We start from the raw sequence: 14,793 nt of genomic DNA, 5'->3' as shown, positions 1-14,793 counted from the left end.
GCGGGTCCCGGACGGTTCGTCCGGGGCCCGAAATCTTTTCGAGGGCGGATCTCGTGAACGGGCGCAACGCCATCACCATCATCAGCATGATGGTCCTCGTCGGCACCGAGGTCTTCGCCGTGGCCATCGCGGCGGGCTGGGCCATCGCGGGCATCTTCGATCTCGGCGACCGGGTCGGGCACGTCCTGATGGGGCTGTTCAGCCTGTTCGCGGCCTGGATCATGCTCCAGCTCTGGCGCCGGGCGACCAGCATCGAGCCCCTGCGGGGCCCGGCTCCGGCGGCGCATCGCTGAACGAGCGCGCACGGGCGACTTTTCCGTTCAAGTTGCATCCAGCAGCGGAATGATCCCTATGCGTGCGGCGTGTTCGACAGTGCGCCGGCCTTCCTGTTAGAAGCGACCGGCGACGGTCTGTGTGACGTTGTCGCAGGTCACACCCCCGTCCCGACACGCGTGAGACCCGTAGATCCATGAAAGCCCGTATCATCGTCACCCTGAAGACCGGTGTGCTGGACCCGCAGGGCAAGGCGATCGAGGCCGCCCTCAGGTCCCTCGGCATCGAGGGCGTCGACGGCGTCCGTCAGGGCAAGGTCTTCGACATCGAGGTGTCGGCAGCCGACGGCGCCGCCGCCGAGGCGACGCTGCGCACGGCCTGCGAGAAGCTCCTAGCCAACACCGTCGTCGAGAACTACGCGATCGAGATCCTCTGATGCACGCCGCGGTCGTCGTCTTCCCGGGTTCCAACCGCGAGTCGGACGTCGTCCGGGCCCTGCGGCGCTCCGGCGCGCAGGTGAGCCTCGTCTGGCACGCGGACCACGCGCTCCCCGCCGGCACCGACCTCGCCGTCCTGCCCGGCGGCTTCTCGTACGGCGACTACCTGCGCTGCGGCGCCATCGCCGGCCGGGCCGCCGCCATGGACGCGGTCCGGGCCCACGCGGCCCGCGGCGGCCTCGTGCTCGGTATCTGCAACGGCTTCCAGATCCTGTGCGAATCGGGCCTGCTGCCCGGCGTGCTGATGCGCAACATCGACCGGCGCTTCATCTGCCACCGGCAGACGCTCCGGGTGGAGCGCACCGACACCCGCTTCACCAGCGCCTACACTCAGGGTCAGGTGATCGACGTCTGCGTCGCCCACGGCGAAGGCAACTACTTCGCCGATCCCGAGGCGCTGGCGCGGATCGAGGGCGAGGGCCGGGTCGCCTTCCGCTACTGCGACGCGACCGGCGCGATCACCGTCGAGGCGAACCGCAACGGCTCCCTCAACGCCATCGCGGGCGTCCTGTCGGAGACCGGGAACGTCCTCGGGATGATGCCGCACCCGGAGAACTTCGTCGAGGATCTGGTCGGCGGGACCGACGGGCGCGGGCTTTTCGACAGTCTGGCGGCCTGAGATCGACGCGCGAAAACGCGTCTTAACTTCGCATTAAGGTTTTCGAGGCATAAACAGGCATCCAGTGATCTGGATGTCGAGTTGGACATGTTGGTCCGCTCTGTTTTGATGCCTCCCTGATGACTCCTCGAGCCGCTCCCTCCGGGGCGGCTTTTTTCTGTGCGCCTGCGGAGCGCAACGCGGGTCGGTGCCGAGGGGCGGGTCTCGCCCGAGAACGGCCCGCGCGGACTTGGCCGCCCCGCCATCCGGCCCTTCGGACAAAGCTGCGCGCTCCCGGACGGCGTCGGTCACGGTCGCGGGCCGCTCGACCCGGCGATGCCCCGTCCGTCGCACCGGATCCGTAACGCGAAAGCCCAGGCCGGGCGGACCCGACCTGGGCTCAGAGCGATCTCGGCGGAGTGCGAACTGAGCGGGGGCGAGCAGCCTCAGTACAATCCGCCGGCCTGAGCGGCCCGGTCGGGATCGGGCGCGACCGCCGCCGGGGCGGCCGCCTGGCCGCCACCGCCGCCGGAGGACGGTGCCGAGTAGGAATCCGGCGGCGCGGTGCCCGGCTTGAACGCCTCCAGGATCGTCCCGGCGCCCTCCCCCGAGCCGGCGCGGGTGCCGCTCGCGAGGTTGATGCGGATCAGCTTGATGCCCGGGGGCACGCGGAACGGCGTCGGCGGCTTGTCCTTGAGGGCCGTCTTCAGGAACTCCAGGGCGATCGGCGCCGCCAGGCCGCCGCCGGTGGCGCGGTCGCCGAGCGAGCGGGGCTTGTCGAAGCCGATATAGATGCCGACCGCCAGGTCCGGCGAGAAGCCCACGAACCACGCGTCCTTGGCGTCGTTCGTCGTGCCGGTCTTGCCGGCGAGCGGCTTGCCGATCTGCTTCAGGATCGTGGCGGTGCCGCGCTGGACCACGCCCTCCATGATCGAGACCATCTGGTAGGCGGTCAGCGGGTCGAGCACCTGCTCGGAATCGTCCACCAGCTTCGGCTCGTCCTGGCCCGACCACTTCTCGGCGTCGCAGCCGATGCACTTGCGGTTGTCGTGCCGGTAGATCGTCTCGCCGATGCGGTCCTGGATCCGGTCGATCAGGGTCGGCCGGATGCGCCGGCCGCCGTTGGCCAGCATCGAGTAGGCGGTGACCATGCGCATGACCGTGGTCTCGCCCGCGCCGAGCGACATGGGCAGCACCGGCAGCATGTCGTCGTAGACGCCGAAGCGGCGGGCGTACTCGGCGATGAGCGGCATGCCGACATCCTTGGCGAGCCGGACCGTCATCAGGTTCTTCGAGTGCTCGATGCCGTAGCGCAGGGTGTGCGGGCCGCCCGACTTGCCGTCGTAGTTCGAGGGCGTCCAGGCCTCCTGGCCGGGGCCGGCCTCGATGGTGATCGGGGTGTCCTGGATGATCGAGGCGGGGGTGTAGCCGTTGTCCAGCGCCGCCGAGTAGACGATCGGCTTGAACGAGGAGCCGGGCTGGCGCATCGCCTGGGTGGCGCGGTTGAACTCGGACTCGTCGTACGAGAAGCCGCCGACCATCGCGTGCACGCGGCCCGTGTTCGGGTCCATGGCCACGATGGCGCCCGAGACCTCGGGCTTCTGGCGCAGGCGGAACTGGCCGCGGCCGCCGTCCATCGCCTCGACATAGACCATGTCGCCGGGCTGGAGATTGGCGCGGCCGGCCCAGCGCATGCCCTCGGGGACGATCACGCCGGTCTCGCGGTCCTTGCCGACCTGGCCGGAGGCCTCGCGCCGGGGCTGCAGGCCGATCTGCACGCCGCCGCCGCCGTTGCCCAGCACCACGGCGAGCCGCCAGGGCGCCACGTCGCCGAGCGCCGGAACCTCGGCCGCCGCCATGCCCCAGTCGCGCCCGGTCAGGTCGACCTTGGTGACCGGACCGCGCCAGCCATGGGCCTGGTCGTAGCGCACGAGGCCGTCGACCAGCGCCTTGCGGGCCCAGGCCTGCATCTTCGGGTCGAGGGTCGTGCGCACCGAGAGGCCGCCCTCGTAGAGCTTCTTCTCGCCGTAGCGCTCGGAGATCTCGCGGCGGACCTCCTCGGTGAAGTAGTTGGCGTTGGCGGCGTTCGGGAAGGCGACGCGCGGGTTGACGCCGAGCGGCATCTTCTTGGCGGACTCCGCCTCCTCCCGGGTGATGTAGCCGTTCTCCGCCATCAGGCGGATGATCTCGTTGCGGCGGTCGAGGGCCGCCTGGGTCTTGCGGTAGGGGTGGTAGTTGTTCGGCCCCTTCGGCAGGGCGGCGAGGTAGGCCGCCTCGTTGATGGTCAGCTCGTGGACCGACTTGCCGAAATAGTCGAGCGCGGCCGCCGCGACGCCGTGCAGGTTGCGGCCGGGCACGATCGTGCCGAGGAAGATCTCGTTGAGGTAGAGCTCGAGGATCTTGTCCTTCGAGTAGGCCGCCTCGATCCGGAGCGCGAGCAGCGCCTCCTTGATCTTCCGGTCGTAGGTCTGCTCAGAGGAGAGCAGGAAGTTCTTGGCGACCTGCTGGGTGATGGTCGAGGCGCCCTGCCGCTTGCCCGACTTGGCGTTGGTCAGGAAGGCGCGCACGATCCCCTCGGGGTCGATGCCGCCGTGCTTGTAGAAGTTCTTGTCCTCGGCCGACAGGAAGGCCGCGACGACGATCTTCGGCATCGCCTGGATCGGCAGGTACAGCCGGCGCTCGCGGGCGTACTCGGCCAGCAGCGAGCCGTCCGCCGCGTGGACGCGGGTCATCACCGGCGGCTCGTAATTGGAGAGCGCGGCGTGGTCGGGCAGGTCCTGGCTGTACTTCCAGTAGAAGTAACCGCCCACCGCCGCGCCGACCACGAACAGCACCGCGGCGGCGCTGAACAGGATCCCAAAGAAACGGAGGATCAGACGCATCCGGTGTTCCGCTCGTCGCTGGCCCGGCCGAATGCCGGAATCGGCTCATCCGGCGCGTGCACCCCGCGCGCTGCGCGGCCGGCCCCCGGACGGTCCCGTGAGACCCCCTCGGAATGCCGGTTTCGGCGGCCGTGCGACGGGGCGTCGGACGTCCCGTATCGACACTCTATCTATGGTGAAACTGGGGCGGCGGCCGCCGCGCGGCGCGTCGGGGCCGGCCGGCCGAGCGTGGCGCGGTTGGTGAAGAACTGGTCGATCGCCTTGGCCATGGAGCCGGTGACGTCGGCCCGCCACTCCGGCGATTGCAGCATCTCCAGGTCGCGCTTGCTGGAGAGATAGCCGAGTTCCACGAGCACGCTCGGCACGTCGGGGGAGCGCAGCACCACGAAGCGCGCCTCGCGGTGGGGCTTGGCGCTCATCTTCATCACGGGGGCGAGCTGGCCCATCAGCGTGCGGGCGAAGCCCGACGAGAAGCCCCGCGTCTCGCGCAGGGTCAGCTCCTGCAGGATGTCGGCGATGTCCGGCGGCGCCTCGGCGGCGTCGACGCCCGCGGCGGAATCCGCCCGGTTCTCGCGCTCGGCGAGCTTGGCGGATTCGGCGTCCGTGGCCTTCTCGGAATTGGTGTAGATCGTGGCGCCGCTCACCTGGGGCGCCGCCGAGATCGAGTCCGCGTGGATCGACACGAACAGGTCGGCCCTGGCGTCGCGGGCGAGGCGCACCCGCTCGGCCAGCGGCACGAAAACGTCGCGGTCGCGGGTCATCCGGACCCGGTAGCGGCCGCCCGCCTCCAGCTTCGCCACGAGGGCCTGGGCGAAGCCGAACACGATGTCCTTCTCGAACACGCCGCCCACCGCGATGGCGCCGGGATCGGTGCCGCCGTGGCCGGCATCGACCATGATCAGCGGCCGCTGGTCGGCGGGCTCCGGCGCAGCGGCGCGGGCCTGGGCGGGGGCGGGATCGGCGGTGGCGGCGGCCTTGCGGAACGCGTCGCGGTCGGCGCGCTGCAGCGGGATCGTGAGCAGCACCGCGCCGTCGCGCGGCCGCGTCGCGGTCTCGATCTTCCCGACGATGGCGGGCGCGGTGAGGTCGATCACGATGCGGGACCGCCCGGGCGCGAACAGGCCGTAGCGGAAGCTCTGCACGAGGCCGTCGCGGCGGCTGCCGGTCCCGGAATCGAGCTGGAAGTTGACCTCGGGCAGGTCGATCACCGCCCGGTCGGGCCGCTCCATCACGAAGCCGCGGGCCTCGACGGCCCGGGACAGCGTCAGGGTGAGGCGCGTGGTGCCGGCCTGGCTCGCGAGGTCGGCCCCGATGGCGACGGCCGGCTTCTCGCCGTTCTGCGCGGCAGCCGGCGCCCCCGCCAGCGCCGGCAGCAGCGCGACGGCGAGGCGGAGCCATGCGGAACGGATCAGGCGCGCGCAGTTCGGCATCGGTCCGGTGTCGTCTCCCGTGCCCTCCGTTAAGGCATGGGACCGGCTTGGTTAACGGGCCGTTGCCGTCGCGGGTTCGATCGGGCCGGCCTTGTGGCCGGGATGCGACAAGTCCCGGCCGCCCGCGCGCCGCGCCTCAGCGGTACGCGACGACCCGGCTCGCCTGCCCGAGCACCGTGACCCAGCAGGTCAGGGACGCGTCGGCGGCCCGCTGGACCTCGCCGACCTGCAGGCGGATGACGTCGGCCGGCGAGCGGGCGCCCGAGAGCGCCCGCAGGTGCGCGACGGCCGCCTCGCCCTCGCCGCGCACGTAGCGGGCGATGATCGAGCCGATCTCGACGACGTCGAGGCGGTCGGGGGTGAAGCTGATTCGGTTCGCGGCCGCGGCGCGTCTCGGACCCGCGCCCGGCACCGGCGGGGGGGCGATGTCGATCACCGCCTCGTCTCCGGATTCGGCTTCGAACTCGGCTTCGGACGTCGTCGCGGCGGCTGTGGCCCCCTGGTCGGACGGGACGTCCACCGCGCTGTCGGGCGCGGTCTCGGCCGCGGCTTCGGACGCCCCACCGGGTGCCGCGGCGGTCATGACGGCGTCCACCGTCTCGGCGCCGGTCCGGACGGCCTCGGCGGAGTGGTCAGGCGATTGGTCAGGCTCCGGAGCGGGCGCTGTTGCGGGCGCTTGAGCGGGTTCATCCGCCGCGATCGGGGCGGCTGCGGCCTGGATCTCGGGGGGGGCCGACGCGTCCTGCAACGGCTGGGGCGTCCCGGCGGGACGGCTCCTCGGTCGACGCGGTTTTCCCATCGCGCGATCTCCTCCTGTCGGCGTCGGCCCGTCTCGACGGAGCGGCGGCCGGAGGTCGTGCGCGGCCGGCTCGCCGGCGGTGTCGGCGCCGGGCCCGTGACGCCCGGGCGTCAGAGCGGGGGATCCGGCGGGCCTGGACGGCCCTGCCGGATCCCGGTCTTCGTGCCCCGATCGCGGACCGGGGCGGCCGGCCTCAGCGGGCGGCGGCGTTCTGCGCCAGGGTGCCGTAATCCTTGGCCTGGGCCTGGAGCGCGGCGAACTGGCTGCGGACGAACTCGGACTGGAGCTCGAACACCTCGCGGAGATCCTTCGTGCGCACCAGCTTCTGGGCGAAGTCGAAGGTCGCGTTGGCGTTGGCCTGCGCGTGATCGAACCCCTTCGCGACCGCGGCGCTGAGGGTCGACTGGAAGGTCTGGCCCGAGGCCTGGACCTGCTCGGCGGCCTTCACGGCGTTCGCCATCATGGTGCCGACGGCGGTCCGGGCCTGGTCGACGCTCTTGTCGGCGAAGTCGCGCATCTCGGTCGGGATCTCGAAGTTCGGGGTCTGCATCGATGTCTCCAGCATCATCCTTGGAGCGGGACGCCGCATGCGTCCGCGTTGACGCCCCTCTATATGTTGCACCGCAACAAGAAGTCAAGTGCAGGTTCGGGGCGCACTCACGGATCTGGAGGCCCGATAAAGTTCCGATCCGATGATGTCACGAAGTCATCGACACGGTGCCACGGCCCGATAGCAGGTTGCGAGCAAGCTACACCATTGACTCAATCGGCTAAGATTGCTGATCCCGGCGGAAAACCGATTGGCAAAAAACTATCTCCCTGTCCAGAGGGGCGCGAACGGATCGTGAATTCTTCTGGTATACCAAGCGCATCGGAGGAGTCAGGACCGTTGCTCCAGGGCGAGCGCGGGGGGATGCTGCATCGCACCGGCCGCCGATTCGGCCAGGCCGGCGTAGAGCGCGCGGAGCGCCGCCGTGTGCGCCGCCAGACCCATCGGGGCCACCCGGAAGAGGCGGCGCGCCTCGGCCCCGAGGGCGGCCGCCAGGGCGTCGTCCCGGAGCGCCGCGAACGCCTCGGCAAGGGGCGCGATCTCCGGCGCGACCACGAAGCCGGTCCGGCCGTGCCGGACCTTCTCAGCGGCGCCGGAGCGGTCGGAAGCCACGACCGGAATGCCGGCCGCCAGCGCCTCGTAGACCGTGAGCGGCCCGGTCTCGTACCAGCGGGAGGGCGCGGCGAGCGCCCGGGCGCGGGCGCGGAGCGTCGCCCAGACCGCCTCGGGCCGCTGCCAGCCGATCACCTCGACGCCGTCCCGGGCACGCAGCTCCGCCTCCAGGGGCCCGGCGCCGATGAACAGGGCCGGGAGCCCGGCGGCACGGGCGGCGTCGGCCACGAGGTCGGCGCCCTTCTCCCGGGTGAGGCGCCCCACATAGGCGACGGCGTCGCCGCGGGCGGGCTCGGCCGCCGGCCCCTCCGGGAGCCGGACGGGGTTGTCGATCCGGTGATGCGTCAGGGCGTAGCCGCCGAGGAGGGCGCCGAGCCGCTGGCGGCTGGCGTCGCAGACATGGACGACGTGGAGCGGGCGGCGCCGGCTCGCCCGGCCGACGACCTGCCGCAGCGCCGCGGCGCGGGCGACGCGCACGGCCTTGTGCACCCGGCTGCGCGGGTCGCAACGCGCCGCCAGGCAGGCGGCCGACAGGGGCGTGAGCCCGCAGGGCTCGGCCCGGTCGAAACGGTAGTAGACGCCGTTCGGGCAGGCCAGGGCGTAGTCGTGCAGCGTGACGACCAGCGGCACCCCGGTCTCCGACAGGACCGGGACGATCGCCGGCGACAGGGTCCGGGTCCACTGGTGCAGGTGGATGCAGTCCGGCGGCGCCGCGAGGCCGGCGAGGGCGGCGGCGAGCCGGCGGGCGGCGGCCGCGTGCCAGATCCCGGCGGCCGCGGCCCGCGCGGCGCCGAGCGACCAGATGTCGGGCAGGCCGAGGTCGATCCGGCGGATGCCGGCATGGTCGAGGAGCGGGTCGACGGGACCCGGGATCGCCTGGATGTAGGTGACGCCGAGGCCGGCCTCGGCGAGCCCGCGGGCCGATTCGAGCGCGACCTTCTCGGCGCCGCCGCTGGCGGCCGCGAACTCGGCCAGGATCACGACGTGCACGGTGAACCCTCCCGGGGATCGATCGCTCTCGCGCGCCGGGAGGATGGGGCAGACCGGTTTACGGGCGATCAACCGCGGCCGGATACAGCTGTCGGTCCCGGATCGCAGCGGCGGAAGTCCTGACGTGCACGTCGTCCTCGTCGCAGACCACGCCGCGATCAACGGCGGCCAGGCCAAGGTCGCCATCGAATCCGCCCTGGGGCTCGCCGCTCGGGGGGTCCGCGTCAGCCTGTTCGCCGCGGTCGGCCCGGTGGACCCGCGGCTCGAGCCGGCCGGCGTCCGGGTGGTCTGCCTGGACCAGGACGACGTCACCACGGCGCGCAGCAAGCTCGCCTTCGCGGCCCAGGCGATCTGGAACGGGCCGGCCTGCCGCGCCCTGGCGGCGGAACTCGCCGCCTGCGATCCCCGCGACACGCTGGTCCACGTCCACGCTTTCGCCAAGGCGCTGTCGCCGTCGATCGGCACCGCGCTCCGGGCGTCCGGCCTGCCCTGCCTCTACACGATGCACGAGTTCTTCCTCGTCTGCCCGACCGGCGGCTTCTACGCCTACCCGGCGCAGCGGATCTGCCACCGCACCCCGATGTCGCCCGCCTGCATCGTGGCGAACTGCGACGCGCGCAGCTACCCGCGCAAGGTGGCCCGGATGGTCCGCCACGCCGGCCTCGCCCACGTGGCCCGGCTGCCGGAGCTGTTCGCCCACGTCATCACGATCAGCGACCTGCAGGAGAGCGTCGTGCGGCCGCTCCTGCCCCGCGGCACCGCCTTCCACCGGGTCGACAACCCCATCGCGGTGGGGCCGGCGCCGGTCCACGACGGGCCGCCGGGCGACTTCCTGTTCGTCGGGCGGATCTCCACCGAGAAGGGCGCGCCGATCTTCGCCGAGGCGGCCCGCCGGGCGGGCGTGCGGGCGGCCTTCGTGGGCGACGGCCCCGAGCGGGCCGACCTCGCCGCGCGCTATCCCGAGGCGGTGATGCTCGGCTGGCGCGACGCCGCGGCCGTGCAGGCGCTGATGCGGCGGGCCCGGGCGCTGGTCTTCCCGAGCGTCTGGTACGAGGGCCAGCCGCTCACCGTCTACGAGGCGCTGGCCTGCGGCGCGCCGGTGATCGTGAGCGACGCCTGCGCGGGCCGCGAGGCCGTGGCCGACGGCGAGACCGGATTCTGGTTCCGCTCGGGCGACCCGGACGACCTCGCCGCGCACCTGCGCCGCCTGACCGACGACGGCCTCGCCGCCCGGATGGGCCGGGCAGCGCACGAGCGCTACTGGGCCGCGCCCCTGACCCTGGACACCCATCTCGACCGTCTCGAGGCCGTCTACGGGACGGTCCTGCGCGAGGCCGCGGCCCGCGTGCCGGCCCGCGGCCCGCTCGGGCGGCCGTTCGCGACCGCCTGAGGACGATTCCGGTGCGCACGTCCTCGCGAGCGCGGCGGAGCAATCCAGGGCAGCGGGTCGCCTCGGCACGCGGCGCGGTTCTGCGTCGCTCCGCTGCGCGCGCGATGACGGGGCGCACCGATCAGGCCCGAAGGATCGGAAACACCCGCCCTCCCTCGCGTTGATGCCCACCGGCACCCTTGCGTGCCTCCGTCACGGACGAGCGAGCGACATGGCCGAGACCCACAAGCCGAACGAGACCAAGCCGGGCTTCCAGCAGGGCAGCGCCAAGCCGGGCGACGCCAAGAACCCCGACAACAAGCAGGAGAAGCTGAACGAGCGCCTGGACGACGCCCTGGAGGAAACCTTCCCGTCGAGCGACCCGGTCTCGGTGAAGGTCACCAAGTAGGTCCCGCGCGGGCCGGGCGGATCAGGCCGCCCGGTCGTCCGGGACCGCCTCCCGCGCGCGCTCGATCAGGCGGCGGGCCTCGGGGCCCGGGACCGCGCGGCTGAACAGGAAGCCCTGCACCTCGTCGTAGCCCTCGGCGCGGAGCATCGCGAGCTGCTCGGCGGTCTCGACGCCCTCGGCCGTGGTGGCGATGCCGAGGCTGGTGCCCAGGCTCGCCACCGCGCGCACGATCGCCGTGCAGTGGGTGTTCTCGCCGACCTGGCTCACGAAGGAGCGGTCGAGCTTGATCTTGTCGAACGGGAAGCTGCGCAGGTAGCCGAGGCTGGAATAGCCGGTGCCGAAATCGTCCATCGCGATCCGGATGCCCATGGCCCGCAGCGCGTGCAGCGTCGCGAGGTTGGCGGCGCTGTCGGCGAGCAGGACCGATTCGGTGATCTCCAGCTCGAGGCGCCGCGGGTCGAGCCCCGCGGCGTCGAGCGCCCCGCGCACGGTCTCGACCAGGTCGCGGTTGCGGAACTGGATCGGGGAGAGGTTCACGGCGAGCCGGATCGCCTCCGGCCAGGTCGCCGCCTCGGCGAAGGCGGTCTGCATCACCCAGGCGCCGATCGGCACGATCAGGCCGGTCTCCTCGGCGAGCGGCACGAACTCGGCCGGAGAGACCGGGCCGTGCTCCGGGTGGTGCCAGCGCAGCAGCGCCTCGAAGGCGAGAATCCGACCGGCGCGGGCATCCATCAGCGGCTGGTAGACCAGCGAGAACTGGCCGCGGGCGAAAGCCTCGCGCAGCTCGTTCTCGCGCCGCCGCCGCGCCTGCACCCAGGCATCCATCTCCGGCTCGAAGCACCGGAAGGTGCCGCCGCCCTCGGCCTTCGCCCGGTAGAGGGCGAGGTCGGCGTTCTTCATCAGCGTCTCGGGATCGGTGCCGTCCCGGGGCAGGCAGGCGACACCGATGCTGGTGCCGATGTGGCAATCCTGGCCGTCCAGCCGGAAGGGGCGACCGAGTTCGGCGATCACCCGCGCGATCAGCCCGTCGGCCAGCGCCGGGAGGTCCGGCCCGCGCACCAGGATGGCGAACTCGTCGCCGCCGAGCCGGGCCACGAGGTCGTCCTCGCGCAGGCAGCCGGCGATCCGCTCGGCCGCCTCGCGCAGCAGCGTGTCGCCGACCGGGTGGCCCAGCGTGTCGTTCACGATCTTGAACTTGTCGAGGTCGAGGCAGAGCAGCACCGCCGCCTCGCCGTCCCGGGCGTGGCGGGCGATCGCCTCGGCGAGGCGGTCCCGGAACAGCACGCGGTTCGGCAGACCGGTGAGCGGGTCGTGGTGGGCCATGTGGGCTATGCGGGCCTCGGCCCGGCGCCGCTCGGTCATGTCGATGGCGGCCTCGAGCACCGCCTGCCGCCCCTCGAACGGCATCGCCCGCTGGAACAGGGACACCTCGATCGCGGAGCCGTCGGCGCGGCGGTGGAGGGTGCCGGTGGGCGGCAGGCCGGGTGCCGGCGCCGCGTCGGCGGCCATGGCGAGATCGGCCGGCGCCCGCTCCAGGAACTGCTCGCGGCTGTAGCCGTAATGGGCGATGGCCGCGTCGTTGACCGCCAGGAACCGGTCGCGCGCGTCGGCCACGACCCACATCGGCACCGGGTTGTTCTCGAACAGGAGCCGGAACGAGGCCTCTCGGGCCTTGATGTCGCCGACATCCGTCATCGTGACCGAGACGAGATCGCCGACGCAGCCCGCCTCGACCTTGAGGTAGAGCGTGCCGCCGTCGGAGCGGGGACGGCTCAGCTCGAAGGCCGCGCGCCCGCCCCGCTCGACCATGGCGGCGAGCGTCGCGATCGTCCGCGCGGTGACGGCCCCCGGGAAGAGCTGGCCCACGCGCTGCCACTGCAGGGCGGCGGCGGGGCGCTCCAGCAGGCGCTCGGCCCCGCGGTTGAGGGCGACGATCTTGAAATCGACCGGCCGGCCGGCCGCGTCCCGGACCGTGCTGAGGGCCAGGATGCCCTGGTCGGTGGCGGTGAACATCGCCTGGACCAGCTCGGTCCGGACGCTCGCCCCGTCGAACCCGACCAGCACGAACGGCTCGCCCCAGCGGTTGCCCAGGGGCACGCCGACGAGGCGGGTCGACGTCACCACCCCAACGGCGAGGCGATCGCACCGGGCGTAGGCGGGCTGGCCGGACGTGAGGGCGGCCGCGACCATCTCGTCGACGGGCTCGCGCAGCTCGATCGGGAGCGCGTCGACTGGGAGGGTCTCCGTCGGGATGATCTCGGCCGGGACGATCCCGGACAACGCTCCCTCCGCGCCTTCGGCACCCTGCGCGAGCCAGGCGCCGAAGACCTGGCCCGCCCAGAGGATCCGGGCGGCCCGCCCGTCGCGGGTCGTCACCAGGGCGGCCCGGTCGGCGAGGCGGCCAAGACTCCCGAGCACGACGGCCTCGTAGGACGGGATCGGCGCCCCCGGCGTCCGGCAATCCTGCCAGTGCCGGAGGAGGTTCTTGCCCGTCTGTCCGTCGTCGTGCTGCGCGCTCACCGAGCCGCCCCAGTTGTTCACCGGGTGCCAGGAAGCAGGGACTTCGTTTAAGCCGGGTTCATATGCCGACTTATAATCCCATGATACGTACTATTCCCCAGCTCTAGCCAGGATTTCAGGCAGACTCGAGCAGCCGGCGGGCGATCACCTGCGCCTGGATCTCCGCAGCGCCCTCGAAGATCGAGAGGATGCGCGCGTCGCACAGGATCCGGCTCACCGGGTACTCGAGCGCGAAGCCGTTGCCGCCGTGGATCTGGAGGGCGTTGTCGGCCGCCGCCCAGGCGACGCGGGCGCCGAGCAGCTTCGCCATCCCGGCCTCCAGGTCGCAGCGCTTGCCCTCGTCTTTCTCGCGGGCCGAGAAGTAGGTGAGCTGGCGGGCGATGTTGATCTCCACCGCCATCATGGCGAGCTTGTCGGCCACCCGCGGGAAGTTCACCAGCGCCTTACCGAACTGGACCCGCTCCTCGGCGTAGCGCAGGCCGACGTCGAGGGCCGACTGGGCGACGCCGATGGCGCGGGCCGCGGTCTGGATGCGGGCCGACTCGAAGGTCTGCATCAGCTGGGCGAAGCCCTTGCCCTCGACCTCGCCGAGCAGGTTGCCGCCCGGCACCTCGAAGCCCTCGAAGGCGAGCTCGTACTCCTTCATGCCGCGGTAGCCGAGCACCTCGATCTCGCCGCCCGACAGGCCCTGGACCGGGAAGGGATCCTCATCCGTGCCGCGTGGCTTCTCGGCGATCAGCATGGAGAGGCCCTTGTGGCCCTTCTCCTCGGGCTTGGTGCGCACCAGCACCGTCATGATGTCGGCGCGGACCGGGTGGGTGATCCAGGTCTTGTTGCCGGTGATCTTCCAGACGTCGCCCTCCTTCACCGCGCGGGTGCGCAGGCTCGCGAGGTCGGAACCGGTGTTCGGCTCGGTGAAGACAGCGGTGGGCAGGATGTCGCCGGAGGCGATCTTCGGCAGGAAGCGCTGCTTCTGCTCCTCGGTGCCGCCGCACAGGATCAGCTCCGCGGCGATCTCCGAGCGGGTGCCCAGCGAGCCGACGCCGATATAGGCGCGGGACAGCTCCTCCGAGACCACGCACATGGCGGTCTTCGGCAGGCCCATGCCGCCGTACTCCTCGGGGATCGTCAGGCCAAAGACGCCGAGTTCGGCCATCTTCTGCACGATCTCCATCGGGATGTAGGCGTTCTTCAGGTGCCACTCGTGCGCCTGATCGACCACCTCAGCCTTGCCGAAGCGGCGCATCTCGGAGCGGATCGCCTCCATGTCCTCGTCGAGGCCCGAGGCGCCGACGGTCGCCGAGCCGCCGCCGTCGCGCATCAGCGCCACCAGGGCGGCGCGGTTCTCGGGGGTGTTGCCCTCGGCGATCAAAGTCTCGACCGCGTCCGTGCGGTACGGGGCCACCTCCTTGGCGGAGAGGCCGAGCGACCCGGTGACGCGGACCATCTCGCCCTGGCTCATCGGGATGCCGGAGAACAGCTGGTCGAGATACTCGCCGGCGCCGATCCGGACGAGGAGCGCCTCGGTCTCGCCGAACCGGCCCTCCCCTTGCAGGCGCTCGGCGTAGCCGCCGAGCTCGTTCACCGCCTCCGCGTAGGTCGCGAGCCACGCGAGCCCGTGGGCGGCGTGCTGCTGGCCCTCGAGCTTGGCCGCGTCGATCCGCCCGTCCGTCCCGAGGATCCGCGTGCGGACCCGGCGCGTGGCCTCGGCGGCCAGCGCCTTCGCGCTCTCACCGGCGGCCTTGGTGAGGGCCACGAGATCCTGCGGCTCGGTCTGGATGGCGGGGGATGCGGACATGGTTCTCTGCTCGCGTGGCGTCTTCTTGGATCGGGTCTTTTAACCTGCCGCGGTCCAGAGCCGAAG

General features: G+C 72.1%; 12 protein-coding genes. 5 read left to right on the top strand and 7 right to left on the bottom strand.

Features of this window, described 5'->3' with window-relative positions:
- Window positions 1–53 precede the first annotated feature (53 nt).
- From BMY19_RS18350 to purQ, 3 genes are all read left to right on the top strand, one after another.
- The gene (locus BMY19_RS18350; protein WP_012321282.1) at window positions 54–293 is read left to right on the top strand and encodes a hypothetical protein; all 240 of its coding nucleotides are present in this window, start codon (window positions 54–56) and stop codon (window positions 291–293) included.
- Between the two features lie 176 nt (window positions 294–469).
- Window positions 470–709: a phosphoribosylformylglycinamidine synthase subunit PurS gene (gene purS / locus BMY19_RS18345; protein ID WP_020093986.1), complete on the top strand. Its 240-nt coding sequence runs from the start codon at window positions 470–472 to the stop codon at window positions 707–709.
- Complete coding sequence (gene purQ, locus BMY19_RS18340) at window positions 709–1,389, top strand: phosphoribosylformylglycinamidine synthase subunit PurQ (RefSeq protein ID WP_020093987.1); 681 nt, start codon at window positions 709–711, stop codon at window positions 1,387–1,389. Before purS ends, purQ begins: the two co-directional genes overlap by 1 nt.
- Window positions 1,390–1,814: 425 nt before the next feature.
- Here purQ and BMY19_RS18335 read toward each other — a convergent pair whose 3' ends face one another.
- The 5 genes from BMY19_RS18335 to BMY19_RS18315 all read right to left on the bottom strand — a co-directional run bounded on the left by BMY19_RS18335 (window position 1,815) and on the right by BMY19_RS18315 (window position 8,631).
- Window positions 1,815–4,250, bottom strand: coding sequence for a penicillin-binding protein 1A (locus BMY19_RS18335; RefSeq protein ID WP_056533724.1), 2,436 nt, complete (start codon window positions 4,248–4,250; stop codon window positions 1,815–1,817).
- A 170-nt stretch (window positions 4,251–4,420) separates the two neighbouring features.
- A complete protein-coding gene (locus tag BMY19_RS18330) occupies window positions 4,421–5,680 on the bottom strand; it encodes an N-acetylmuramoyl-L-alanine amidase (RefSeq protein WP_100252515.1) in 1,260 nt (419 codons plus the stop codon).
- 136 nt (window positions 5,681–5,816) lie between these two features.
- Window positions 5,817–6,263, bottom strand: coding sequence for a hypothetical protein (locus tag BMY19_RS18325; protein WP_244534948.1), 447 nt, complete (start codon window positions 6,261–6,263; stop codon window positions 5,817–5,819).
- Window positions 6,264–6,672: 409 nt separating this feature from the next.
- Entirely contained in the window at window positions 6,673–7,029 is a 357-nt protein-coding gene (locus BMY19_RS18320) for a phasin (RefSeq protein WP_091681064.1), read from the bottom strand.
- A gap of 330 nt (window positions 7,030–7,359) precedes the next feature.
- On the bottom strand, window positions 7,360–8,631 hold the full coding sequence (locus tag BMY19_RS18315; RefSeq protein WP_100252513.1) for a glycosyltransferase: 1,272 nt from the start codon (window positions 8,629–8,631) through the stop codon (window positions 7,360–7,362).
- Window positions 8,632–8,755: 124 nt separating this feature from the next.
- On the opposite strand from BMY19_RS18315, the gene BMY19_RS18310 reads away from it, so the two are divergent.
- Entirely contained in the window at window positions 8,756–10,021 is a 1,266-nt protein-coding gene (locus BMY19_RS18310; RefSeq protein WP_100252512.1) for a glycosyltransferase family 4 protein, read from the top strand.
- Between the two features lie 211 nt (window positions 10,022–10,232).
- Window positions 10,233–10,409, top strand: a complete 177-nt coding sequence (locus tag BMY19_RS30940) for a hypothetical protein (protein ID WP_165923182.1) — start codon at window positions 10,233–10,235, stop codon at window positions 10,407–10,409.
- Window positions 10,410–10,430: 21 nt separating this feature from the next.
- On the opposite strand, the gene BMY19_RS18305 is transcribed toward BMY19_RS30940, so the two are convergent.
- Complete coding sequence (locus BMY19_RS18305; protein ID WP_100252511.1) at window positions 10,431–12,950, bottom strand: putative bifunctional diguanylate cyclase/phosphodiesterase; 2,520 nt, start codon at window positions 12,948–12,950, stop codon at window positions 10,431–10,433.
- A 94-nt stretch (window positions 12,951–13,044) separates the two neighbouring features.
- Window positions 13,045–14,727, bottom strand: coding sequence for an acyl-CoA dehydrogenase family protein (locus BMY19_RS18300; protein ID WP_100252510.1), 1,683 nt, complete (start codon window positions 14,725–14,727; stop codon window positions 13,045–13,047).
- Window positions 14,728–14,793 lie beyond the last annotated feature (66 nt).

It is taken from the genome of Methylobacterium sp. UNC300MFChir4.1 (assembly GCF_900110155.1).
In the GTDB taxonomy this organism is placed as follows: domain Bacteria; phylum Pseudomonadota; class Alphaproteobacteria; order Rhizobiales; family Beijerinckiaceae; genus Methylobacterium.
This window is presented reverse-complemented; position numbering and strand designations above follow the sequence as displayed.